Annotated in this window: 17 protein-coding genes and 1 pseudogene; 7 read left to right on the forward strand and 11 right to left on the reverse strand. The window is 66.2% G+C overall.

The genetic code is table 11. The features are described 5' to 3' along the window. Window positions 1-58: 58 nt before the first annotated feature. The 7 genes from L8F97_RS16540 (at window position 59) to L8F97_RS16570 (ending at window position 11,179) form a co-directional block, all read left to right on the forward strand. Window positions 59-223 (forward strand): hypothetical protein, encoded by a 165-nt coding sequence (locus L8F97_RS16540; protein WP_242152761.1) that lies wholly within the window; start codon window positions 59-61, stop codon window positions 221-223. Next, entirely contained in the window at window positions 207-2,084 is a 1,878-nt protein-coding gene (locus L8F97_RS16545) for an ABC transporter ATP-binding protein (protein ID WP_242152763.1), read from the forward strand. Before L8F97_RS16540 ends, L8F97_RS16545 begins: the two co-directional genes overlap by 17 nt. Window positions 2,085-2,340: 256 nt before the next feature. Then, window positions 2,341-4,881, forward strand: a complete 2,541-nt coding sequence (locus tag L8F97_RS16550; RefSeq protein ID WP_242152766.1) for a TonB-dependent receptor — start codon at window positions 2,341-2,343, stop codon at window positions 4,879-4,881. 139 nt (window positions 4,882-5,020) lie between these two features. After that, entirely contained in the window at window positions 5,021-6,565 is a 1,545-nt protein-coding gene (locus tag L8F97_RS16555) for a tryptophan halogenase family protein (RefSeq protein WP_242152769.1), read from the forward strand. Window positions 6,566-6,573: 8 nt separating this feature from the next. Then, the gene (locus L8F97_RS16560; protein WP_242152772.1) at window positions 6,574-8,838 is read left to right on the forward strand and encodes a beta-glucosidase; all 2,265 of its coding nucleotides are present in this window, start codon (window positions 6,574-6,576) and stop codon (window positions 8,836-8,838) included. A 101-nt stretch (window positions 8,839-8,939) separates the two neighbouring features. Further along, the gene (locus L8F97_RS16565) at window positions 8,940-10,142 is read left to right on the forward strand and encodes an MFS transporter (RefSeq protein ID WP_242152773.1); all 1,203 of its coding nucleotides are present in this window, start codon (window positions 8,940-8,942) and stop codon (window positions 10,140-10,142) included. Continuing rightward, on the forward strand, window positions 10,139-11,179 hold the full coding sequence (locus L8F97_RS16570) for a LacI family DNA-binding transcriptional regulator (protein WP_242152776.1): 1,041 nt from the start codon (window positions 10,139-10,141) through the stop codon (window positions 11,177-11,179). The genes L8F97_RS16565 and L8F97_RS16570 overlap by 4 nt, the downstream gene beginning before the upstream one ends. Window positions 11,180-11,200: 21 nt before the next feature. Here the strand turns inward: L8F97_RS16570 and L8F97_RS16575 are convergent, their stop codons facing one another. The 11 genes and pseudogenes from L8F97_RS16575 to L8F97_RS16620 form a co-directional block, all read right to left on the reverse strand. Further along, window positions 11,201-13,441 carry a beta-glucosidase gene (locus L8F97_RS16575; protein ID WP_242152780.1) on the reverse strand — a complete coding sequence of 747 codons (2,241 nt, stop codon included), beginning with the start codon at window positions 13,439-13,441 and terminating at the stop codon, window positions 11,201-11,203. Between the two features lie 97 nt (window positions 13,442-13,538). Continuing rightward, window positions 13,539-14,495, reverse strand: a complete 957-nt coding sequence (locus L8F97_RS16580; RefSeq protein WP_242152783.1) for a SirB1 family protein — start codon at window positions 14,493-14,495, stop codon at window positions 13,539-13,541. A 119-nt stretch (window positions 14,496-14,614) separates the two neighbouring features. Beyond that, window positions 14,615-16,069: a GH1 family beta-glucosidase gene (locus tag L8F97_RS16585; protein WP_242152786.1), complete on the reverse strand. Its 1,455-nt coding sequence runs from the start codon at window positions 16,067-16,069 to the stop codon at window positions 14,615-14,617. Window positions 16,070-16,129: 60 nt separating this feature from the next. Then, entirely contained in the window at window positions 16,130-16,462 is a 333-nt protein-coding gene (locus tag L8F97_RS16590) for an L-rhamnose mutarotase (RefSeq protein WP_242152789.1), read from the reverse strand. 16 nt (window positions 16,463-16,478) lie between these two features. Continuing rightward, the gene (locus L8F97_RS16595; RefSeq protein WP_242152792.1) at window positions 16,479-17,210 is read right to left on the reverse strand and encodes an SDR family oxidoreductase; all 732 of its coding nucleotides are present in this window, start codon (window positions 17,208-17,210) and stop codon (window positions 16,479-16,481) included. After that, the gene (locus L8F97_RS16600; protein WP_242152795.1) at window positions 17,207-18,415 is read right to left on the reverse strand and encodes a UxaA family hydrolase; all 1,209 of its coding nucleotides are present in this window, start codon (window positions 18,413-18,415) and stop codon (window positions 17,207-17,209) included. The genes L8F97_RS16595 and L8F97_RS16600 overlap by 4 nt, the downstream gene beginning before the upstream one ends. After that, a complete protein-coding gene (locus L8F97_RS22870; RefSeq protein ID WP_313932028.1) occupies window positions 18,412-18,720 on the reverse strand; it encodes a UxaA family hydrolase in 309 nt (102 codons plus the stop codon). The genes L8F97_RS16600 and L8F97_RS22870 overlap by 4 nt, the downstream gene beginning before the upstream one ends. A 33-nt stretch (window positions 18,721-18,753) precedes the next feature. Next, window positions 18,754-19,701 (reverse strand): annotated as a pseudogene (locus L8F97_RS16605) (aldo/keto reductase); the annotation flags it as partial. Next, window positions 19,698-20,519, reverse strand: coding sequence for an amidohydrolase family protein (locus L8F97_RS16610; RefSeq protein ID WP_242152801.1), 822 nt, complete (start codon window positions 20,517-20,519; stop codon window positions 19,698-19,700). The pseudogene L8F97_RS16605 and the gene L8F97_RS16610, both read right to left, overlap by 4 nt. Continuing rightward, window positions 20,516-21,757: an L-fucose:H+ symporter permease gene (fucP, locus tag L8F97_RS16615; protein WP_242152804.1), complete on the reverse strand. Its 1,242-nt coding sequence runs from the start codon at window positions 21,755-21,757 to the stop codon at window positions 20,516-20,518. The genes L8F97_RS16610 and fucP overlap by 4 nt, the downstream gene beginning before the upstream one ends. A 116-nt stretch (window positions 21,758-21,873) precedes the next feature. Further along, window positions 21,874-24,726 carry a TonB-dependent receptor gene (locus tag L8F97_RS16620; protein WP_242152807.1) on the reverse strand — a complete coding sequence of 951 codons (2,853 nt, stop codon included), beginning with the start codon at window positions 24,724-24,726 and terminating at the stop codon, window positions 21,874-21,876. Window positions 24,727-24,740: the final 14 nt, after the last annotated feature.

Consider the following 24,740-nt stretch of genomic DNA (forward strand, 5'->3'; position numbering starts at 1 on the left):
GCACGTCACGGTGCATAAAGTCTTGACCGCGCCGACGGCAGAGGCCCTACGCGCGACCATGATCGCGCCCGAACGTGCAATATCGATGGTGTCGAAGCTGCGCCGTCCGAAGGCGCTGTCTCCGTTAATGATCCAGGAACAAATTGCCGTTTGCATTGATTGCCGCTGCAGTGCAGCAAGTAAAGTCATGGACGGAGCCCACGCCTTTGCCTTTTCTGCGTAGTCCGACCCGCTTCATCCTCCACTATGTCGCCGCGCGACCGTGGATCTTCCTGGCACTGGGGCTGCTGGTCGCTGGAGCTTCGCTGAGCTCGATCGGCGTGCAATTTGCCATGAAACTTCTGGTCGACGCGATGACCGGTGACGTTCGCGCGCGCGGCACCGTCTATGCGGCGCTGGGCGTCTTCCTCGGCCTCGTCATACTGGAGAGCCTGTTGCAGCGTGTCGCCGCACTGACGCTCGGCCACGCTACCGTGTCCTCCGGGGTCGGCATCAGGCTCGACATGGTGGAGTATCTCACCGGCCATCAGATGCCGTTCTTCCAGAACCAGCGGGCAGGTTCGCTTGGACACCGCATCTCTGGCCTCGCAGGGATCTTCGGCGCGATTGTTCACCGCTTGCTGCAGGAGGTGACGCCGCCGCTGATCGCCTTTGTCGGCGCGATGCTGATCTTCGTCACCATAGACGTGGCGATGGCCGCGATCCTCGGCGTGGTGTTCATTGCCGTCACCGCGACGCTGATCCTGCTCGGGCTGCGCGGCCATGTCCATCACAAGGCCTTCGCCGAACACGCCGGCACCGTCGGCGGCGAGTTGATCGACCTGATCGGCAACATCTGGGTAGTGAAGGCGTTCGCCGCCCGTGACCGCGAACTCGAGCGGCTGGAAGGCTTCCTGGACGAGGAAGCCAGTGCACAGCGGCGTGGCTGGTTCTTCGTCGAACGGATGCGTGGCCTGCACGACATCGCGCTCGCGGTCCTTGTCGGGGGTACGCTGATCTGGGCGATCGGCCGCTGGTCGACGGGCGCGATCTCGACCGGCGATGTCGTCATCATCAGCACGATGACGTTTCGCATCCTGCACGGTTCGCGCGATCTCGCCATGGCGCTGATCGATACCAGCCAGCAGTTCAGCTATTTGCGCGAGACGCTCGACATCATCGGCGTTCCCCAGACCTTGAACGACGCGCCTGACGCGGCGCGGCTGCGGGTTGGCGAGGGAAGCGTCGAACTCGCAAGCGTCACCTTCGGGTACGATCCCCATGAGCCGGTGATCCACGACCTGACGCTGACGATCCCGGCCGGGCAGAAGGTCGGTATCGTGGGTTCATCGGGAGGGGGCAAATCCTCGCTCCTCCAATTGATCCAACGTTTCCATGATCCGCAGATCGGCCACATCGCCATCGATGGCCAGCGCATCGATCAGGTCACGCAGGAATCCCTGCGCGATGCGATCGCGGTGGTGCCGCAAGAAGTGCTGCTGTTCCATCGCTCCGTCATGGACAACATCCGTTTCGCGCGTCCTGACGCCAGCGACGAGGACGTGCACCGTGCCGCCGAGGCGGCCGGATGCGATGATTTCATCCGCCGCCTCGCGCATGGCTATGACAGTATCGTCGGGGAACGTGGCGCCAACCTGTCCGGGGGCCAGCGCCAACGCATCGGCATCGCGCGCGCTTTCCTGAAGAATGCGCGTGTCGTGCTGCTCGACGAAGCGACGAGTGCGCTCGATTCCGAAAGCGAGCTCGAGGTGCAGAACGGGCTCGACGCGCTGATCCGCAACCGCACCGTCATCGCGGTCGCGCACCGCCTGTCGACGATCGTCGGCTTCGACCGGGTGATCGTGGTGGATCGCGGGCGCGTCGTCGAGGACGGGCCACCGCAGCAGCTGCTGCGGCAAAAGGGCGGCGCCTTTCGGCAGCTTTGGGTCATGCAGGTCGAGGGGCTTGAACGCTCGTCGAGCTACCCGAGGGACTTTGCGGCTGCTGGGGAACGGCTGCGAAGCGCATCGGTGGAACGCGGGCGCCAGTTACGCGGCGCGATCGTAAGCGCTTGGTCGAACGTCGCGGAGCGCGATCTCCGATAAAGGTTTCGCGCGCCCGTTCACCATGACGGGGGGCCACACTTCCGACGGGTTCCTACACCTCGCCGCGCCGCCTTTCGTTGCCAACATGCCTTCGCGCCGTGCCTGCAGCCACGCAGCCGAAGCCTGTGCAGTTGCACGCCTGACACGACGCCAGCAAAACCGACATCGATGTCAGAAATGTTTTGACACACTCGCGCGGTTTTGCTTTTGAGGCGTCAAGCTCGTGACAAACGGGCGATCTCGGAGGGAATTGATAATGACGCGGCAAGTACTTGCTGCGAGCACGGCGCTCGCGGCTGCTCTCGTGTTTTCATCTGCAGCACATGCTCAGGCAGATGCCACCACACAACCTACTGCGACCCCCGCAGGGCCAACGCCGGCGGCACAGCCATCGGACGCGACCAACGGTTCCGGACAGATCCAGGACATCGTCGTCACCGCGACCAAGCGCGAGACCAGCCTCCAGCGCACGCCGATCGCGATCTCCGCGTTCAGCCAGGCGACGCTCGACCGGCAGCAGGTTCGCGACGTGACAGGGCTCGCCAATTTCGTGCCGAGCCTGCACTTCGCGCAACAGGGCGATCAGGGCGCAATCCTGCTGACGCTGCGCGGCATCGGCAACGACGCCGCCTATACCGAAGTCGCCGATCCTGAGGTCGCGATCTATGTCGACGGCATCTATTCACCGCGCGCGCAGGGCGCGTCGGTGTTGATGTACGACATGGAGCGTGTCGAGGTGCTGCGCGGCCCACAAGGCACGCTGTTCGGCCGCAACGCGACGGTCGGCGCGGTCAGCCTCATCACCGCCAAGCCGCAGCTCGACGGCTTCCACGCCAGCATCGAGGCGGTCGGCGGCGCCTATAACCACTTCGGCACGCGCGGGATGATCAACATTCCCGTCACCGACAATTTCGCACTGCGCGCCGCCTTCATCACCGATCGGCACGATGGTTATATTGATTACCAGCAGGCACCGGACGTGGCGGGCGTGAACCGCTCCGCCTTCGTGACCAGCGGGCAGAAATACTATGCCGGTGACCAGAAATCCGCGCGCCTGTCCGCGCTGTGGGATCTCGGCCGCTTCAAGTGGAACCTGTCGGGCGAATATTACAAGGATACCGGCTCCCCGATCCTCAGCCTGTTCCAGACGCCGCGCGCCGGGCAGAAGTTCTGGTCCGCGCTGGTCGACACCGCACCGCAAACCGATCGCTATTCGTGGGGCATCCGCTCCAACATGACGTACGATCTCTCGGATCATATCGAGGCGGCCTATATCGCCGGCTTCACCCGTGTCGGCGGCAGCGCCGATTCGGATGCCGATGCCGGCGCGCATCCGCCGTTCAGCAACCCGGACGGCTCGCTCAACCTGCCCAACGACAGCTTCGGCGAAAACAACACCGCCTTCTCCCGCTACGACTTCTGGAGCCATGAGCTTCAGCTGAAGTCGATCGGCGCGAACGCGATCGACTGGATCGTCGGCGGCTATTACAGCCACGAGGTCAACAAAATCCGTTTCGATATCGATCAGCGCAACGGCTATCGCAACGGCACGTTCAACTGGGCGGGCAGCTTCATCCAGGCCGATCGCGAGATCGACTCGCGCGCCGCGTTCGGCCAGGCGGTGTGGCACGTCACCAACAAGATCAACCTGACCGGTGGCCTGCGCTACACCAGCGACGAGAAGCGCGATATCGGCGGCCGCAACGTCACCTTCTCGGGCTGTTCGGCCACGCTCGCGCCCGCCACGCTCGCCGCCTGTCAGGCGGCGGTGCCGAACCTGCCGGGCATCTTCACGGTCGATCTGCATCAGGCCGGCAACGCGCAGGATCTGGTCAACACGCTGAATGCGCAGACCGCGCAGTACGGCAATCTGTGGGACATCTCGAACAATGATGCCTATGGCAAATGGAACAAGCTGACCTGGCTTGCCCGTGCCGATGCCCAAATTACGCAGGGCACTCTGGCCTACGGCAGCGTCAGCACCGGTTTCAAGTCGGGCAATATCGAGGATGGCGGCCTGCTCGCCGGCCCCGAGACGCTGACCAACTATGAAGTCGGCACCAAGTCGCGGTTCTTCGACAATCACGTCACCCTGAACCTCGCGGCCTATTACGAGGACTTCAAGGGCTATCAGGTCAACCAGGCGGTGACGACGCGCAACGCCGCGGGCGACATCATCGGCAGCCAGATCATCACCACCAACGCCAAGGGCGCGAAGGCTTACGGCTTCGAGGCGGAGATGACCGCGAACCTGACGCGGACCGACCGGATCAACCTGTCGGGCACGTACCAGCACACCGAGTTCAAGGATCTCTTCACGGTCGACAACCGCATCTACAACAACACGCCCGACAATATCGAGAACCTGAAGGGCAACCAGTTGCCGCACGCGCCGCACTTCTCGGCGACCGGCACTTACGAGCATGATTTCGAGCTGGCCAATGCCGGGCGGATCACGCCACGCTTCACGCTGCATTACGAAACCAGCAGCTGGCTGACCTACTTCAACGGCGATGTCGCATCGCGCTACCCGACCGCAAATCAGGCCGGCAAGGGGCTGCTCGGCACCGCGTTCGACAAGCAGGACGCGTTCGCGCGGATCGACCTCGGGCTCAACTATACCGCACCGGGTGGTCAGTACGAGGTCGAGGCGTTCGCACTCAACCTGACCGATCATCGCATCCGCACCAGTTCGGGCGTGTCCGGAACGGTCGGCACGAACGGCCTGTCGACGGTCTTCCTGTCCAACTACGAACCGCCGCGCACCTGGGGCGTCCGCGTCCGCGCCAAGTTCTGATCGTCCCCCAAGTCTCCTCCCAAGGAGCCTGACTGCGGCCACTGCCCTCCTCACGGCAGGACAGTGGCCGCCATTTTCAAAGCGGCTTGATGTCAGGCATGAGGGTTGATCCACAAAGATCATGGGCGGAGTGGCCACGATGACCAGACGGATTGTGATCGTCGGCGGCGGGACTGCCGGATGGCTCAGCGCCGCCTATCTGGCGCGTATGTTGCCACGTCCGCCACACGCGAACGGCTGGGCGATCACACTGGTCGAAAGCGCGGACATCCCCACGATTGGTGTCGGCGAAGGCAGCTTCCCGACGCTGCGCTCCACCATCGCGACGCTCGGTCGCAGCGAAGCGGAGTTCATCTGCGCCAGCGACGCGACCTTCAAACAGGGCGTGCGTTTTACCGGCTGGGCTGGCCGCGCCACGCCGGGACGTCCCGACGACGACTATTTCCACCCGTTCAATCTGCCGCTCGGCGGCGACACGCCGGGGCTGTTACCGTTCTGGCTCGATTCCGCAGGCGATCCGAACCGCCCCGCCTATGCCGACGCCGTCACCACGCAGGAACGCGTGATCCGCGCCGGCAAAGGCCCCAAGCGCCCGCAGGACCCTGATTTCGGCGGCTCGATGAATTACGCCTACCATTTCGACGCCGCCAAGCTGGCTTCATGGCTGCGCGAGGTTGCCACCGCCAACGGCGTGAGGCGGATCGAAGCGACGATCGCCTCGGTCGAACGCGACGCGAACGGTACTATCGCGTCGGTGACACCAGCGGGCGGTGCACCGGTAGCGGGCGAGATCTTCCTCGACTGCTCGGGGTTTCGCGCGCTGTTGATCGGTGAGACGCTGGACGCGCCGTTCCACGACGTAGGCGACATCCTGTTCAACGATCGCGCCATCGCGATGCAGGTGCCGAGCGCGCCAGACGCACCGATCGCACCCTATACGCTCGCGACCGCGCATGATGCGGGCTGGATCTGGAACATTGGCCTGTCGAATAGACGCGGCACCGGCTGCGTCTATTCGAGCCGCCACATGTCGGACGATGCGGCCGAAGCGGTGATCCGCCAGTACAATGGTGTCGACCTGCCGACCCGCCTGCTGCGCTTCCGCACCGGCTACCGCGAACGCCAGTGGGTCGGCAACACGGTCGCGATCGGCCTGTCCGCCGGCTTTTTCGAGCCGCTGGAATCGACCGGGATCATGCTGATCGAGGTTGCCGCGCGCATGGTCGCGGATATGCTGGCCGGGCCGCTCGACGCGGACGCGATCGCCGGCGCGGCGCGGACCTTCAACCGGCAGATGACCGCGCGGTTCGCGGCGATCGTCGAGTTCCTCAAGCTGCATTACTGCGTCAGCCAGCGCACGGACACGCCGTACTGGCGCGACAATGCCGATCCGGCGAGTTGGCCGGAGGGGCTGCGTGACAAGCTTGCGCAATGGCGCCACCGGCTCCCTTCGCGGTTCGACTTCGTGGCCGACCAAGAGACGTTCTTGCCGCCGAGCTGGGCGTTTATTCTGCACGGGCTTGGCTTCGCGACCGAAGCGGGGCGCGGCGCACTTTATGCGATGCCGCGTGAGACACAGGATGCCATCGCAACATTCGGCAAGATCCGGCACGCCGCCCAACAGGCGGCCGCCAACCTGCCCGACCACCGTTCCCTCGTCCTGCACTATCACCGAGCCCGTTGAGAGGTCCTATGCGCGCGATCCTTACCCCGAAGCGTTTCCTGCTGCTCGCCGGCGCGGCGTGCGTGTCTCTTTCCGCAGCGGCCAGCGCCGAGCAGCCCGAGCAGACGCCGTGGCTGAACCGCAAGCTCGGCGCGGAAGCGCGCGCCGATGCGCTGGTGCGCGCCATGACCATGGACGAGAAGATGCAGATCGTCCGCACCTGGTTTCCGCCCAAGGCACAAGGCATGCCCGGCGCGCCCGACGACCTCATTCCGTCGGCGGGCGAAATGCTCGGCGTGCCGCGCCTCGGCATTCCAACCCTGCGAGAGAGCGATGCCAGCCTCGGCGTCGCCAATCAGATCGAGCAGCGCAAGGGCGACACCGCGACCGCGCTCCCCGCCAGCCTCGCCACCGCCGCCAGCTTTGATCCCGAAATCGCCTATCAGGGTGGCGCGATGATCGGCGCGGAGGCGCGCGCCAAGCGCTTCAACGTGCTGCTCGCCGGGGGCGTGAACCTGACGCGCGATCCATGGGGTGGTCGCGATTTCGAATATCTTGGCGAAGACCCGCTGCTGACCGGCGTGATGGGGGGTGCGCATATCCGGGGCGTGCAGAGCAATCACATCGTCTCGACGATCAAGCACTTCGCGTTCAACGCGCAGGAGACAGGCCGCATGATCGTCGATGCGCGGCTCGACTGGGCCGCTTTGCACGAAAGCGATCTGCTCGCGTTCAAGCTCGGCATCGAGGGCGGCCACCCGGGCTCGGTAATGTGTTCGTACAACCTCGTGAACGGTGACTGGGCCTGCCAGAACAAAACGCTGCTGACCGATATTTTGCGCGGGCAATGGGGCTACAAGGGCTGGGTCATGTCGGACTGGGGCGCGGTCCATTCCACCGCCAAGGCAGCGAACGCCGGCCTCGACCAGGATTCCGGCGCCGAACTGGACCGCGAGGATTTCTTTCGCGAACGCCTGAAGGCGGCTGTCGCCAGCGGCGAGGTTCCCAAGACGCGCTTTGACGATATGGTGCGCAACGTCTTGACCGGCGTGATCGAGACCGGCCTGTATGACGATCCCGTGCCGGCGACGAACCAGCCGATCGATACCGATGCGCATGCGCGGGTCGCGCAGAAGGCCGCCGAGGAAGGCATCGTGCTGCTGCGCAACGCCGGCGGGATGCTGCCGCTTGCCGCCACCGCGAAGCGCATCCTCATCATCGGTGGCCATGCCGATGTCGGCGTGCTGTCGGGCGGCGGTTCCTCACAGGTCCGCTCGACCGGCGGGGTACCGGTCGAGATCCCGCTGAAGAGCGGCCCGGCGGCATCGTTCGCGCGCACTACCTGGCACAACAGTTCGCCGATGCGGGCGGTGCAGGCGCTGAACCCCGGCGCCCACGTCAGCTATGTCGATGGGACCGACACTGCGGCCGCAGCCGCCGCGGCGAAGGCGGCGGATCTGGTGCTGGTCTTCGCGACCCAGTGGCGCACCGAGGCGGAGGACGTCACCACGCTCGCTTTGCCCGATAAGCAGGACGCGATGATCGCGGCGGTGGCTGCCGCCAACCCGCACACCGTCGTCATCGTCGAGAGCGGCGGCCCGGTGCTGATGCCGTGGCTGGACAAGGTGCCGGCGGTGCTCGCCGCCTGGTATCCGGGCCAGCGCGGCGGCGAAGCGATCGCCAACATCCTGTTCGGCAGGGTCAACCCGTCGGGCCGCTTGCCGATCACTTTCCCCGCTTCGGACCGCCAGGCGCCGCGCCCGCAGCCGGTGGGTCTCGACGCAATCGCGAACGACGACGCCGCCTCCAACGCCGGCAGCGCGGGTGGCGAGGCAAAGGGCTTCACCGCCGACTATCCGGAAGGCGCGGACGTGGGCTACCGCTGGTACGCAAAGCGCGCGCAGCGACCGCTGTTCCCGTTCGGCTTCGGGCTGTCGTATACGCATTTCCGCTACGCCAATCTGAAGGTGTCGGGTGGCGCCGCGCTGACGGTGAGCTTCGACGTCACCAACGCCGGGCCGCGTTCCGGCGCGGACGTGCCGCAGCTTTATGTGACGCCCCCTACGGGCGGCGCTGTCGCCCGCCTGAGCGGTTTCCAACGGATTGAGCTCCAGCCCGGCGAGACGCGCCACGTCACGCTGAATGCCGAGCGGCGGACGCTGGCGGCGTGGGACGAGGCGAGCAAGGGCTGGCATCTCGCCGCCGGCAGCTACCGCGCCGCGATCGGCCACGATGCGCTCGACCTGGCGCTGACCGGATCGGCGACGCTGGCTGACCAACGCTTCGAGCCCTGAAGGGCCGAAGCGCCCTTCGAGCGATCGCGGTCCGGACCACGCCGGGTCACCGCGACGCGGTGCTAGTCGGCTGTCGCGGTTCGCGGTAACGAGAAGGCGTTGTGACGGCCGGACCTGCTCCCATCGCTGCAAGGCGCCTGTTCCGCCTGTCGGTCGGCGTGTTCGCGATCGGCGGTTTCGTCACGTCGCTGGTCAGTCTGCTGGTGCCACGGCTGACGGCGCTGTACGGATCGAGCTATTCACACGCGCTTCTCGTGCAGATGGCGTTCTACCTCAGCTACCTGCTCTTCGCCGTCCCGATCGGGCGGATCATAACGCGGCACGGATACATGCGGTCCGCGATGATCGGGCTGGCGATCATGTCGGCGGCGACGGTGTTGCTGCTGATCGCCAACGCGATGCGGCTGTTCCCGCTGCTCCTGCTGGCGTTGCTGTTGCTGTCGTGCGGCATCACCTTCCTGCAGATCGCCAGCAACACCGTCGTCGCGGTGGTGGGCCGGGCGGACGGTGCCGCATTCCGACTGAACCTGCTGCAAGGGTGCAACTCCGCCGGCACGATCGCGGCGCCGCTGTTCGGTGCCGCCTTCCTGACCGAAGGGGTCGGCGCGGAAGGTGGGCCGCCGTTCCTGTTCGCGCTTCTCATCCTCGTAGTGCTGACGATCTCCTATGCCCGCAATCGTCGCCTGCTCGACACCGCACCAGCAGCCAAGGTTGCGGTCGGGCGCTTCGATCTGCTTTCCGCGATCCGGGATCGTAAGCTCGTGTGGGGCATGGCGGCGATCTTCGCCTATGTCGGCGCGGAGGTCAGCATCGGCGCGTTGCTTGCCAATTACCTGATGCAACCCGGCACATTGCACGCGCGCGCCGCCATCGCCGCGCGGATGGTAAGCTTGTATTGGACGGGCGCCATGGTCGGGCGCTTCGCTGGCAGCATCCTCATGCGACGGGTCACTCCATCAACGCCGCTGCTAATCGTCGCCCTTTGCGCCGCCGGTTTGACGGCGATCGCCGCCGGTGGGGGCGGGCTGTCCGGGTCCGTGGCGCTGATCGCGGTGGGGCTGTGCAACTCGATCATGTACCCGACGGTGTACGTTCTCGCGCTTCCGGCGCAGGCGGAACGTGCCACCTCGGCCGCGACGCTGCTGTGCATGGCGGTGGTCGGCGGCGCGGTGATCCCGATGCTGTGCGGCGAGATCGCGGATCGCGCCGGACTGGGCCCCTCGCTCTTCGTGCCGGTGCTGTGCTACCTCGTGGTCGCGGCCTTTGCCGTATCTTGCTCTGGACGGAATTCGGAACGCGCGTGAGTGTCACCAGCATCAAGGATGTAGCCGCTCGCGCAGGCGTTTCGCCGAAAACCGTATCCCGCGTCATCAACGGCGAACGCCACGTCCGCGCAGACAAGCGCGAACGGGTATTGGAGGTCGTCCGCGAGCTGGATTACAAGCCGAATGCGTTTGCGCGCAGCCTGTCCAGTTCGCGTTCGTATCTGCTCGGGCTGCTGATCGACGATCCGGCATCCGGCTACGCCGCCGACGTGCAGCTTGGCGCGCTGATGCGGTGCCGCGAGAAGAACTACCATCTGATCGTCGAGCGGGTCGAACGGGATACGCCCGATTGGGAAGCCGAGCTGAGCCGATCGCTCGGCGTGATGAAGCTGGACGGCGTCATCCTGACCCCGCCGCTGTGTGACGACGTGACGTTGGCGGCGCTGCTCGAACAGGCGGCGATCCCGTTCGTGCGGATCGCGCCAAGTGCCGCAGAGGATCTGTCGGGCTTCATCCGCATGGACGATTGTTCGGCGGCGGCGGAGATGACGCGGCATCTCATCGGCCTGGGCCATCGCCGCATCGGGTTTATCAAGGGTGACCCGGCGCACGGCGCGACCTCTGCCCGCCTGCAGGGCTTCGTGTCGGAAATGACCCGTGCGAACCTGACCGCCTCGCCCAATCTCATCCGCGAGGGCGACTTCTCCTCACGCAGCGGGTTTGCCGAAGCCGAGGCGTTGCTCGCGCTCGCCGAACCACCAACGGCCATCTTCGCGAGCAACGATGACATGGCATTGGGTGCGCTGATGGCGGCGATGCGGCGCGGGCTGGCAGTGCCGCAGTCTTTGGCGATCGCGGGGTTCGACGACGCGCCGACCTCGCGCGTGACCTGGCCGCAACTCACCACCGTCCATCAGCCCAAGGCGGCGATGGCCGCCGAAGCCGTCGATATCCTCACCGATCCGGCCTATCGCGACGCCATGACCGAACCGGCCTATCGCCGCGCGCTCGATTACCGGCTGATGATCCGTGGCAGTACCGATGCCAGTACCGTCTCGACATCAAGCGTGCCGTGACAGTGGCGGCGCGCAGGACGTTCAGCGCGCCGAGGTGAAGTCGGCGCCGGCCGTCAGCGTGCGCTCCGGCAGACGGAGCGAAGTTGACATCGGCAGGTCACGCGCCGACCGGCCCAGCCACACCGTGTACGCACCAGCGCGCTGCGTCCACGCTCCCTTGCTTTCATCGAATATGGAAAGCAGCCGGGGATCGACGGTGACGGTGACGGTGCGCGCGACACCGGGGGCAAGGGTGATCTTGTCGAACGCGCCCAGCCGGCGCGGCGCTTCCCAGTGGCCGTCCGCCGGGCCGACATACACCTGCGGCACATCAGCGCCGGCGCGCTTGCCGGTGTTGCGAACCGTGAAGCTGACCTGCAATGCCTGCCCGGCGAGAACCGCCCGAAGGTTGGAATAGGCGAAACTGGTATAGCTAAGCCCGTGTCCGAACGGCAGCGTCGGCTCCAGCTTGTGCGCGTCATACCATCGGTAGCCGACCGCCGCGCCCTCGGAATAGACCACGTCGAACGGGGTATGCTCTGGCAACCCCTCGCCATCAAGCTTCGGCCGGGGAAGCTGGTCGACACTGCGCGGGATACTGACCGGCAGGCGGCCCGACGGATTGATGCGCCCGGTCAGCACGTCGGCGATCACGTCGCCGCCATCGGTGCCGGGATACCACGCCTCGACCGCGCCCGCGACCCGGTCGAGCCACGGCATCAACACCGGCCCACCCGTTTCAAGGACGACGATCGTGTTCGGATTGGCGCGCGCGACCGCTTCGATCAGCGCATCCTGTCCGTCCAGCAGGGAGATCGAAACATCCCGAGACTCAGCTGCCCATTGCGTTACGAAGACGATCGCGACATCGCTCGCCGCAGCAAGGCTGGCGGCCGCCGCCGGGTCCTGCCCACCGTCGAAGCCGATCGTCGCGCCCGGCAGGTTGCGGCGCAGCGCCTTCAGCGGTGAAGAGGGTAGGTACACGACCGGCCCCGGCCAACTGGTCGGCTCGACACCCGGCACGGCATTGCCGCCGCGCGGATAGACCTGCGCCGAACCGCCACCGGACAGCACGCCGGCATCGGCATGGCCGCCGATCACGGCGATGCGCCTGGCATGTGCGGACAGCGGCAGCACGTCACCCCGGTTCTTGAGCAGGACGATACCCTCTCCCGCCACCTTGCGCGCGACCTCGGCATGCGCGGCGAAGTCGATCGGGGCGAGCCCTACGGGGAAATCGATCACACCCTTGGCGAACATCGTGCGCAGCACCCGCCCCGCCATGTCGTCGAGCCGGGCCTGCGGCACGTCGCCGGCGGCAATCGCAGCGGCGAGTTTCGGACCGAAGTAGAAGTCCTCTGCGCGCTTATACCCGGTTTCCTGATCCTCACCGGCGTTGGCCGCCTTCACCGTCGAATGGGTCGCGCCCCAATCCGACATGACATACCCCGGAAAGTGCCAGTCGTGCTTCAACACCGTGTTGAGCAGCCAGTCGTTTTCGCAACTGAAGTCGCCATCGACCTTGTTGTAGGCGCACATCACCGAGCCCGCGTGGCTCTTCTCCAGCGCGATTTCGAAGGCGAGCAGATCGCTCATTCGCGCCGCGCTGCGGTCGATCACCGCGTTGACGATGTTACGCCCGGTTTCCTGATCGTTCATGGCGTAATGCTTGGCCTGACCGATGATGTGCGCGCTTTCGACGCCCCGCGCACCTGCGCCGGCGATGGTGCCGGCAAGCAGCGGATCCTCCCCGGCATATTCGAAGTTGCGGCCATTGCGCGGTTCGCGGACGAGATCGACGCCACCCGCCAGCATCACGTTGAGGCCCGATGCCCGCGCCTCCGCCCCGATCATCGCGCCGCCCTGCTCCGCCAAAGCGGGGTTCCAGGTAGAGGCGATCGCCAGCCCCGATGGCAAGGTGGTGCGTTCGAGCGGCTTGGCGCGAAACGCGTTCTGGGTCGCGACCCCTGCCCCCGCATCGGTCTGCCACTGCGGCGGTATGCCGAGCCGCGGCACGCCCGGCACAAACCCCGCCGACGCATAGCGCGCGAGCGGATCGACCTTGTAGCCGGGAAGATCGGAGCCGAACCAGCCGGACAGGATGCTTAGCTTCTCATCCTGCGTCATCGCGGCGAGCAGCAGCTTGGTGCGCGCCTCCGGCGAAAGCTTCGCGTTCATCCACGGCCGGGGTGCGGTGGTGCCCGTCGGCTGTTGCGGCTGGGCGGATGCCGCGCCCGATGCGAGGAGGGCTGCGAGCAACGTCGCAAGGGCAACTGACTTCATTCCGGCTCTCCGAACGCTCATGCGCGTTATCCGATTAACGAAAATGGGAACGCTGGCGCATACGACTTAGGTCGTAGTAGCATTGCGGCGCTGCTGGTCAGCGGCGGCGCGACAAAGCATCCAGGGCGGCGCAGGCGTGCATTCTCAGTTCGGGCTCCCGCGTGACCTCCAGCATCGCGCTCAGGCTGGAACGCGCGGCCTCGACATCACCGGTATTCAGTTGCAACCGGGCATGTTCCCACCACGCATGCGCGTTGGATGGCGCGATGACCGTCATGCGCTGGTACAACGTCAGCGCGCGATCCAGGTTACCGCCCCGCTCAGCCCGGCTGGCCTGGTTCATCAGCAGGCGCACCAGCACGGACCGGTTTGACATCGCCGTCAGATGTTCCGGGCGCGGCGCGGCGTCCCGACCCAGCACCGCGCGCAGCAACGCGGCGAATTGCTCCGCATCCAACATCGCACCGCCGTCGAACGGATCGATCAGCACCGGCTCCGTTTCCGAGCCGATGCGGGCGACCACATGCCCGGGCGTATTCAGCGCATCCGCCGCCCAGCCAAGCCGACGCGCCGCCGCCACGTAGAGGATGGTAAGGCTGACCGGCAAACCGCGCCGCCGGTCGATTACGCGAATGAGGTCGGCATTGTCAGGGTCGTCATAACTCTGCCGATCGCCGACGAAGCCGAATTCGGTGCCGATCACCCGTGCCAGGATCTTGGCGCGCGCCACCGCATTCTCCGCATCGCCGCCGAGCACGACCAGCCGCTCCGTAATCTCGCCGAGAAGGTCGACGTAAGCGGACAGGTCCAGCCCGGCATGGTCGAGCGCGGCGATCTGAAGCGCCGCCGAGTCAAGCGAGATCGCCTCGTCCTCGAGCAGCCCGATCTGCAGGATCGCATCGGTGTTCGGTGTCTCGACCAGCGCCGTACCCTCCTCGTGAAATCGTGTCCGGCGCGTCATGTGATTGCGGCGCCACATCCGGATCGCCGGTGGCGCGGCACCGCCATGCCACCAGAATACGAAGGTAACGCACCGCCCCGCCCGCGGTGCCACGGCTGAACCCGTCCGGCCTCGAAATACGGCGCCGTGCCAGCCAAAACCGATCGCAGCCCCTCGGCTACGCCCGGCCCCGCAACAGCAGATCGCGAAGGCACCGAGCTACCAACCGTCAGTTATACCAATTTACCGGTGCGGATCAGTTCCTTGTACCAGTCCGCGCTGAGCTTGGGCGTGCGCTTCTCCGTTTTGAAGTCGACGTGGTGGATGCCGAAGCGGGTGTTGTAGCCGTCCTCCCACTCGAAATTGTCCATCAGGCTCCACAGGAAATAGCCCTGAATTGGATAGCCCTCGCGCACCGCGCGCTGCATGTGGGTGATGCAGTTGCGCAGGTACATGATGCGGTCGGCATCATAGACCTTGCCATCCGGTGACACCACGTCGTCGGCGGAACAGCCGTTCTCCGAAATGAAGATGCGCTTCGGCTTCCACAGGTCCGATACCGTGCGAATACCCCAGTACAGCACCTCTGGCGCGACATAGAGCCACGGCGACACCATGCGCGGGGAATGCTCCAGATGCGGCAGGATCGCATAACCGCGCGGCTGATCGGGCGCGGCGCGAACGTAGTTGGGCGTGTAGAGGTTGAGCGACACGAAATCGAGCGGGCTGCTGATGATCTTCATATCCCCCGCCTGCACGCGCGGCGCATCCTTACCCTGTGCGGTCAGGTAGGTGTCGAGATACTTGCCTTCCATGATCGCGGTGAGGAACATCGCGTTCTCCTCGCGCACCGCGGCCTTGGTGGCGGCGATATGCTCGGGCGTTTCGATCACGGGCACGAACATGCTGGTGTTGTCGGCCAGCCCGATCTGGGTGCCGGGTCGCGCGGCGGCGCGGATCGCCTGCACGCCGAGACCATGCGCCAGCACGCCGTTATGACGGATCTGGTTGACGTCACGCGGCGGCAGCTTGAGGCCGGGCGCCTTCTGGCCGGTCATGTACGACAGGTCGGTGAAGCAGCGCAGTTCGTTGACCGTCATGATGTGCTTGACGCGGTCGGACAGCTTTCCTGCCATATAGCCGGCGTAATCGGCAAAGGCATAGGCCGTGTCGCGCGATTGCCAACCGCCGGCGAGCCCGGTCGGCAGATCCCAGTGGAACATCGTCGCATGTGGCGCGATGCCAGCGGCGAGCAGCCCGTCGACCAGCCGGTCGTAATAGTCGACCCCCTTCGGATTGGGCGCGCCCCGCCCGCTCGGGAAGATGCGCGACCATGCGATTGAGAAACGATAGGCGCGGGCGCCAAGCGCCTTCAGCAGCGCGATATCGTCGCGATAGCGGTGGTAGCTGTCGCACGCCACGTCGCCGGTATCGCCGTTGGCGACCTTGCCCGGCGTGTGCGAGAACACGTCCCAATTGGTCGGCCCGCGCCCATCCTCGTTGACGGCACCTTCGATCTGATAGGCCGCCGTCGCGCAGCCCCATGCGAAATCGCGCGGGAACGCACCATCCGCCACCGCCGGGCGCGGGCCGGGCTGCGCTGTTGCGGCGCCCGGCGTCAGCAGCGATGTCGCGAGCGCGGCGCCGCCCAGACCCAGTCCCAGTTCGCGGCGCGTTACATCGGCCATGTCATCTCTCCTTGTAGGTCGTTTGCGGCGATCACCGACTGTAGCGTGCGTGATCGTAGGTCAGGGTTGTTCGGCGAGCGAGAAGATCCGGGCGGCAGGCGTCCACTTCGCGTCGCGGTCTGCCCAGGGCAAGGGGCGTTGAACGCTGTCCATCCTGCTTTCCCACTCCTGCACCGCTTCGATCGTCTCACGCGTCGGTGCGTAATCCTCGCGCGTCTCCATCACCATGACAAGGCGATTACCGCTGCGATAGATCTCCATGGCGAGAATGCCCGATCCACGAATGTCCGCGCACACCGCCGGTGGCACCGCCCCCGCGGCGTGCCAGCGCTCGTACCGGTCGATCGCCGCCGCTTCGTCGACGAGATCGATAAGCAGGACCTGGCGTGGCATCAGTGCGGCGAGCCGTTCAATTTACCCATCCGCCATCGATGACGTGAACCGCGCCGGTCGTAAAGGCCGCATCGTCGCTCGCCAGATACAGCGCGAGATTCGCGATCTCCTCCGCGCGACCGAGCCGCCCCATCGGCTGGCGCGCGATGAACGCGGCCTGCGCGGCGGCATAGTCGCCGGTATCGTGCAGCCGCTGTTGCAGCGACGGCGTGTCTATCGTGCCGGGGCAGATTGCGTTGCAGCGCACCCCCTGCCCGACGAAATCGGCCGCCACTGCCTTGGTCAGCCCGATCACGCCGGCCTTGGTCGCGCCGTAGGCGAAGCGGTTGGGAATGCCCTTCACCGAACTGGCGATTGACGAAACGTTGACGATCGCGCCGCCGCCCCGCGCCAGCATGCCCGGCAGGAAAGCGCGGACCGTGCGGAACATCGCGGTCATGTTGATCGACACCGCCTGCGCCCATTCCTCCTCCGTACAATCGAGGATCGTGCCGGCGTGAACGATCCCGGCGATGTTGGCGAGCACGTCAATCCCGCCGATCTCACCCGCCAGGGCCACCACGGCGGCTGCATCGGTCACGTCGAGCGCGCGCGTCTCGCATCCGTCCAGTCCGGCTAGCGCGTCGAGGTCGCGATCGGTAGCGATCACGCGTGCGCCTTCGGTCGCGTACAGCTGTGCGGTCGCGCGACCGATGCCGCGTGCCGCCGCAGTGATGACCGCTACCTTGCCTTCAAGCCGTCCCGTCATGCTGTCGTCCTCATTCGTGTCGGCAGGCACGCCGGGCCGATCGGCTCGAAGGCCTTGTAGGTCAGGATGAATTCGCGGTGGCCGAGCGTTTCGGAAACGCTGCGCTCGCCCCCGGCCACCGCCAGCACCGCCGCGACAATCTCCTCGCCGACGGTGTCCAGCGTCGCCTCGCCTTCGAGGATGCGGCCGGCGTTGACGTCCATGTCCGCCGCCAGCCGCCGCGCCGTCTCCGGATTGGCACACACCTTGATGACCGGCGCGATCGCCGAGCCGACCACCGATCCGCGCCCGGTGGTGAAGATCGTCAGGTGGCAACCGCACGCGATCATCTCGACGATCTCGGCATTGTCGGAGATATTGGGGAAGCCGAAGCGCGGCTCGCCGTCCGGCACCACGTCGAGCAGGTAGAGTCCGCCGGTCGGCGGCACGTCACCGGGCTTGATGAGGCCGCTGATCGGTGAAGACCCCGATTTGGAATAGGCCCCCATCGACTTTTCTTCCTGCGTGGTCAGCCCACCCTCGGCATTGCCGGGCGCGAAGCTGCCGAAGCCCATCACCGTGTAATAGCGCTCGGCCTTCTCCACGCAGGCGACGATCGCCTCGCCCAGTTCGGGCGTGACCGCGCGCGTTTCCATGATGCTCTCGCAGCCGACCAGTTCGCCGGTCTCCTCGAAGATACAGGTCGCGCCGTCCGCCACCAGCCGGTCGAACGCGCGGCCGACGGCGGGGTTGGCGGTGATGCCGCTGGTCCCGTCCGAACCGCCGCAGATCGTGCCGATCACCAGTTCGTCGATCCGCATCGGCACGCGTGGGCAATCGGCGATCGCCGCCTGCACGCGCGCCACTGCGGCGAGGCCGGCCGCGATCGTCGCGGCGGTGCCGCCGGTCTGCTGGATCACGTACAGTTCGACCGGGCGACCGCTCGCCGCGATGTGCGCCTGCAGGCGTTCGCGGTCGAAGCTCTCGCAGCCGAGCGACACCAGCACCACGCCGCCGACATTGGGGTGCGTCGTCACCGCTTCCATGATCTTGGCGGCGTAAGCGTTCGGATAGCAGCCGGGAAAGCCGATCAGGTGGACATCCGCATCGTCCGCCTTGTCGACGATGCGCCGCGCGACATGGTGCGCGCATTCGACGAGGTACACCACCGCGACCGTGTTGCGGATGCCCTTGCGTCCGTCCGCGCGCGCATAGCCGAGCATCATGACCCTGTTGCCGTCACGGTCGTGCGACTGTGCGCCGCGATGTAGTCGCTCTTCATGTTATGCATGTGGACCCATTCCCCCGGATTGGCCGCCGCCGTCATCGATCCGATCGGCGCACCGTATTTGATGACCTTGTCGCCCGCCGCCAGCGATCCGCGCGCGACCTTGTGGCCGACCGTGATGCCCTCGCGCGCGGGGATCGTCCCGCCGGAGGTCGGCAGGATGTCGCCCGCCGCGATCGGCGCGACGCAGATCAGCACGTTGTCGTCGGGGTGTAGCAGGATAAGCTGGTCCGCCGGCGAAATCTGCGCGGGCGTGTCGGCCGCGGCCTTGTCGAGCGCGGCCCAGACGGCTGCCGGCACGTCCGTGCCGATCCGCGCCACCATCGCGTCGACCTGCTCGACGCCGACCAGCCCCGCGACCACGCAGGCGACGGCGGGATGGCGCAGCGGATGCTGCAACGCCGCCGCCGACAGCGAAACGCCGGCATCCGCCGCCACTGCCGCCAGCGCCCGAGCCCGCGCGACGATCTCAGCGGAGGGCGGCGCGTAGTCGTAATGCAGGTCGCCCGCGTCGGCGGCGATCGTGTCGTGCGCGAGGATGCCGCTGTTATACGGTCCGCCCGCGATCACGCGCACGCCGAGCGCGGCGCAGCGGTCCAGCAACGCGGTCGCGCGCCGATCGAGCAACGTGTAGCGCCCGGCCAGCAAGATTACGTCGAGCGGCACCGCATCGAGCAGTTCCTCGCACACTGCGATCTCGTTCACGCCGATCCCGATCGCGCCGATCGCGCCCGCGTCGCGTAAATCGCACAGCACGCGGTAGCCGCCGTCAAGGAAGGCGTCACGGTGCCGCGCATGCTCGTCCCCATGCGTCTCGACGCCGAGATCGTGCGCCAGGACGATGTCGATGCGGCGCCCCTGCAGGCGCGCCGCGCTCGCCTCGAACGAGCGGAGCACGCCCTCCGCCGAATAATCGTAAACCTCGTCGAACGGATCGGCATCGACAAAGCCTTGCCGCGTCCCCGTCTGCGTCGTCGGCACCAGTAAACGCCCGACTTTAGTCGAGACGATCGCCGCCTCGGTCGGATCACAGGCGGACAACGCAGCGCCAAGCCGCCGCTCGGCGAGGCCGAAACCGTAGCGCGGGGCGGTGTCGAAATAGCCGATACCCGCCGCCAGCGCCGCGGCCACCGTGGCCATCGCCTCCTCGTCACTGACCGCGCGGTACAGGTTGCCGATCGCGGCGGTGCCCATGCCGAAGCGGGGGAGAGCGGGCGTGGTCATGAATTTGCTCCTTGCGCCAGACGATAGATGCGGCTCGCGTTGCCGCCGAACACAGCCGTGCGCTCCGCCGCCGGGATCGCGTTCTCCGCTAGGTCGCGCCACGCGCGGTAGCTTTGCCGCAGCGTCACCACCGGCCAGTCACTCCCCCAGATCAGCCGGGCCGGGCCGAACAATGCGCGGAGCATTTGGATACAAGGCAGCGTTGCCGCCGCATCGCCTTCGGCGGCTTCGGTGACGAGACCGGACAGCTTGCACGCCACATGCGGCAACGCCGCAAGCGCCGTCATAGCATCCACCCAGGCATCATTCGCTTCGCCGATCACCGGCTTGGCGGCGTGATCGATCACGATGCGCAAAGCCGGGTGTCGCAGCGCACAGCGTTCCAGCGCGGCGAGATGGCGCGGCCGCACCAGCGCCTCCAGTACCAGACCCGCGTGCGCCATATGGGCGAGCGCGACGTCGAGCGCGGGATCGTCATACCAGGTGTCGGCACGATCCTGCACCATCGGCCGAAGGCCGAGCAGTTTGCCCTCGCTCATCAGCCGGTCGATCCGCGCTGGCGCATCGGGAGCGGTAAGGTCGGCCCAGCCGATCACGCCGGCGATGCGCTCGTCCGCGCGCGCAAGATCGAGCAGCCAGCGTGTATCCGCCTCGCTCTCCTGGCTTTGCACGAGAACGACGTGCGTGACGCCGGTTCCGGCGATCTCGCCCCACAGTTCGTCCGGCAGCACGTCGCGATGCAGCGTCGGCAGCTCCGGACCCGGCCACGTGCAGTCGTTCAGGCCCGGGCGCCAGAGATGGACGTGCGCGTCGATCACCGCGCCACCTCGCCACGGTGCGAGCGCGCGAACAACGCCACCACCACGAAACACGCCGCCGGCACCAGCATCGCCAGCGCGATCGCGCCGGTCGCGTCGGAGATGAAGCCCATTATTGCCGTCAGCACTGCGCCGCCGATGATTGCCATCACGATCATCGACGCGCCAGGCTTGGTCAGCGGACCGAGGCCCCGTAACGACAGCACGAAAATGGTCGGATACATGATCGACATGAAGAAGCTGCTCGCCACCAATGCCGCCACACCGACTCCGCCGCCGACAAGCGCAGCGACCAGCACGAGGGCGACGTTGATTGCGCCGAACACGCTCATCAGCCGCGCGCCGTCTATCCGAGCCAGCAACGCGGCGCCGACGAACCGCCCGGCCATGAACAGTAGCAAGGAAGCGGTGAGCAGCCACGCCGCGTGCTGCGTACCGAACCGCGGCAACTCCGCCGCAACGTAGCGGATCAAGTAGCTCCAGATGCCGACCTGCGCGCCGACGTAGAAGAACTGCGCACCAACGCCGGCGATATAGCGCGGCCGCCGCAGCAGCGCACCGACGCCGGACAGGATGCCGCCTTCGCGCTCCACCCCTTCACGCCGGGTCGCCGCCGGCGGGAGCGGGGTCGCGATCAGCAGCGCCGCCCACGCCAATACCACGATGGCGATGGCGAGGTACGGCAGGCGTACATCGGCAGCGTCAGGTACGGCGGTGGCGGGCGTATCCGACAACAACAAAGCGGCACCCAGCGCCACGCCGGTGACCGAGCCGAGCGGGTTGAACGCCTGCGCGAGGTTGAGGCGACGGTCGGCACTTTGGGTTGGGCCCAATACCATCACCAGCGGGTTCGCCGCCGTTTCGAGGAAAGCAAGGCCGCTCGCGATGACGAACAAGGCGACGAGGAAGAACGGATAACTCGGCTGCAACGAGGCTGGCCAGAACAGCAAAGCGCCGCCAGCGAACAGCAACAGCCCGGCTACGACTGTCGCCTTGTAGCCGAACCGTTCCGCCGCATAGGCTGCCGGCAACGCAAAGCAGAAATAGCCGAGGTAGAACGCGGACTGCACCAGTCCGGATTGCAGATCGGAAAGTTGGAAGACCTGCCGGAAGTGCGCGATCAGCACGTCGTTGAGGTTGTTGGCCAGCCCCCACAGGAAGAACAGCCCGACGATCAGGATCATGCCCGCGCGGCCGGCGATCGCCGGCGCGTCTCGGTTCGGCGTGCCCTCGGCCATTGTCACATCCTCCGTTTGCGGGCGGCCGGCATCACCGCCGTGTTCCTTAAAAAAATCGGCCAGAGCCCGGAGGACTCTGGCCGAAGGGGAGGAAGCGTGTCGAGGATCAAGTCGCCTCAGAAAGTAACGCGCGCGACGATGGTGACCTTGCGATCGGTGATGATCGCATCACGCGGGCGCGTCTCGATGCCATAATAGGTCGAGGTCATCGTGTTCAGCAGGTTCACGCCGTTCGCGGTCAACGAGAAGTGCGGATTGACGTTGACGGTGACGGAGGCGTCGAGTTGGCCGAACGGCTTCTGGAACACCGGCAGGTTGCCCGAACCGTTGCCCGAGGTCGTCACCAGGAACTCGCTGCGCCAGTTGTAGGCGACGCGGGTCGAGATCAGGCCACGCTCGTAGATGCCGACGATGTTATAATTGTACTTCGACAAACCTTCGAGCGACACGTTACGCACCGGCCCCGCCGTCGCCGGGCTCGGCGCGTCGGAGTCGACATAGGTGAAGTTGCTCTGCACGCCCAAGCCCTTCAGCGCGCCCGGCAGGAAGTCGAAGAACTGCTGATAGGCCAGCTCGAACCCCTTTACCTTCGCATCGGCGACGTTGTTGTACGACGTGACGTTGTACGTCGCCGTCACGCCATCGTTGAAGGTGACGTCACGCGTGGTGATGCCGGTCTGGATGTAGTTCGAAATCTGCTTGTAGAACGCGGCCGCGGTCAGCGAGCCGGTGTGCGAGAAATACCATTCGGCGGAGAGATCGAGGTTCTTCGACTCCATCGGCCTCAGATTGGGATTGCCGCCCGACGTGTCATGCTCCTGGAAGATCTGCGCGGTGCCCGGCTCCGAAATGGTCAGCGCCGGGTTGAGCTGCGACAGCGACGGGCGCGAGATGTTCTTCGACGCGGCGAAGCGCAATTGCAGCTTGTCGGTGAGGTGCGCGCGCAGGTTCAGGCTCGGCAACCACGTGTTGTAGCTTTGCGCGACGCTGACGAGATTGGCGGTGGTGTCGCCGGTGTTCTGCTTGCCGTCCGGCCCGGTGATCAGCCCGGTCTGCTGAAGGTAGCCCGCGACGTCCTGATCGGTGTGCACGAAGCGCACGCCGATGTTGCCGTCGATCGGCACCGGCAATTGATCCGCCTTGAAGAACGCCGCCACGTAGCCGGCATACGTCTTCTGCGACTGCGTGCTGGTGCCGCTCGCCTGGTACGGCGCGGCGGTCGAGATGCCGAGCGCGGCGCGCGTCGCGTCGTAATTGAGCGTGGTGTTGCGCGAGAAGAACAGCCCCTCGTTCGGCACCGATGCGTCACCACGGAAGAAGTCGCGCAGGCCGACCACCTCAAGCTCGCTCGGCACGCCGGACAGCTGGGTATAGCGATAGCCGGTGTCGCTGAACACGTTGGAACGATCGGCGAAGCGGAAGCCCGCCTTGATCGACCGCAGAATGCCGCCGTCGAACTTATATTCGCCGTCGAGCCGACCGGTCTTGTCCTTCGCCTCGGAGTGGTTGAGGTCGTCGAGATAGAACGCCGCATTATACGTCGATGCGTTGGTGGCACCCTCGGGCGTCGTCAGCGTGAAGCTCGGCGTCGTGCCGGTCACCTTCTGCATCAGCGTGCCGTCGCCGACGCCGTTCAGGCCGACGATCGAGCGCACGTCCTGCGTGTTGGCATCGACAAATTGGCCGTCGGCGGTGATCGTCAGGTGCGACGACGCTTCCCACTTGCCGTGCAGCGAATAGTCGGTGGTACGCGAGTGGCGCGTTTCGAGGCTGGTGTTCGCGGCGGCCGCGATATTCTGGTAGGTGCCGCTCTGCACGTCGCCGTTCGGCGCGAAGGTGAAGGCGGCGCCCGGCGTCGGCACCATCTGCGCGCCGGCCGGTTCGGCGAAGTAGCTGTAATCGTCGAACCGGAAGTTATAATCGTTACGGAACACCTCGCCGGTGAACTCCAGCGTGTCGGTCGGCCGCCACTGGAGCGACGCGTCGATGCCGAAGCGCCGGCGATCGCCGTAGACCTCGCCGATGCCGGTGCCGTGCGCCAGCGTCGTGGTCTGGCCAAGCCGGCCGAGCGTCTGCGCGGCGGTATAGTCGGGCAACGAGTTCGGGGTGCCATCAGCCTTCAGGCTGGTATCGAGCGTGTTGAACGGCTCGGTCGTGATCGTATCCTGCCGGAATGCGGTGCGCTGGTACGACGCGCTGACCAGCACGCCGATCTCGCCGATACCGGTGTGCCAGCGATCGCTGACGAGCAGCGACGCGGACGGCTCGCTCTTGCGGACCAGGTCCGAATAGGTGTTGCTGACCGCGCCCGACACCTTCAACCCGTCGAAGTCGAAGGGTTTGCGCGTGCGGAAGTTGATCGTACCGCTGAGCTGATCCTCGATCAGATCGGACGACGGGTTCTTGTAGACATCGATGCCGGCGAGCAGTTCGGACGGCACGTCCTCCAGGCTCAGCGTTCCCGCCGGGCTGGTACCCTCGCCGCCGCTCGCGGTGAAGATGTCGCGGCCGTTCAGTTCGGTACGGACCTGGGTCAGGCCGCGGATCGCGACCGAGCTGCCTTCGCCGTACTGGCGCTGGACCTGGATGCCCGAGATGCGCTGCAACGCTTCGGCGACGTTGCGGTCAGGCAGCTTGCCGATGTCCTCCGCCACGATCGAATCGACGATCTGGTCGGAATTGCGCTTGATGTTCTGCGCGCTCTGCAAACTCGCGCGCACGCCGGTGACGACGATGTCCGCGGTGGCGGACGCCGGCGCGGCGGATGCGGGATCGGTCGCGACGTTCTGGTCGCCGCTCGGCTGGGTTGTGCCGCTCTGCGTCGTGGCCTGCTGCACCGCCGGATCGGTTGGCGGCGTGGCGGTCTGCGCGAAGGCGGGCGATGCGGCCCCGAGCACCAGCGCAGCGGCGGACGCGCCGAGCAGCATCGTGGCCTTGCGAGTGCTCTGCGTGGTGATCTGAAGTGCCATAATTCGTCCCTCTC

The sequence above is a fragment of the Sphingomonas sp. BAUL-RG-20F-R05-02 genome (assembly GCF_022662305.1).
Taxonomy (GTDB): Bacteria; Pseudomonadota; Alphaproteobacteria; order Sphingomonadales; family Sphingomonadaceae; genus Sphingomonas.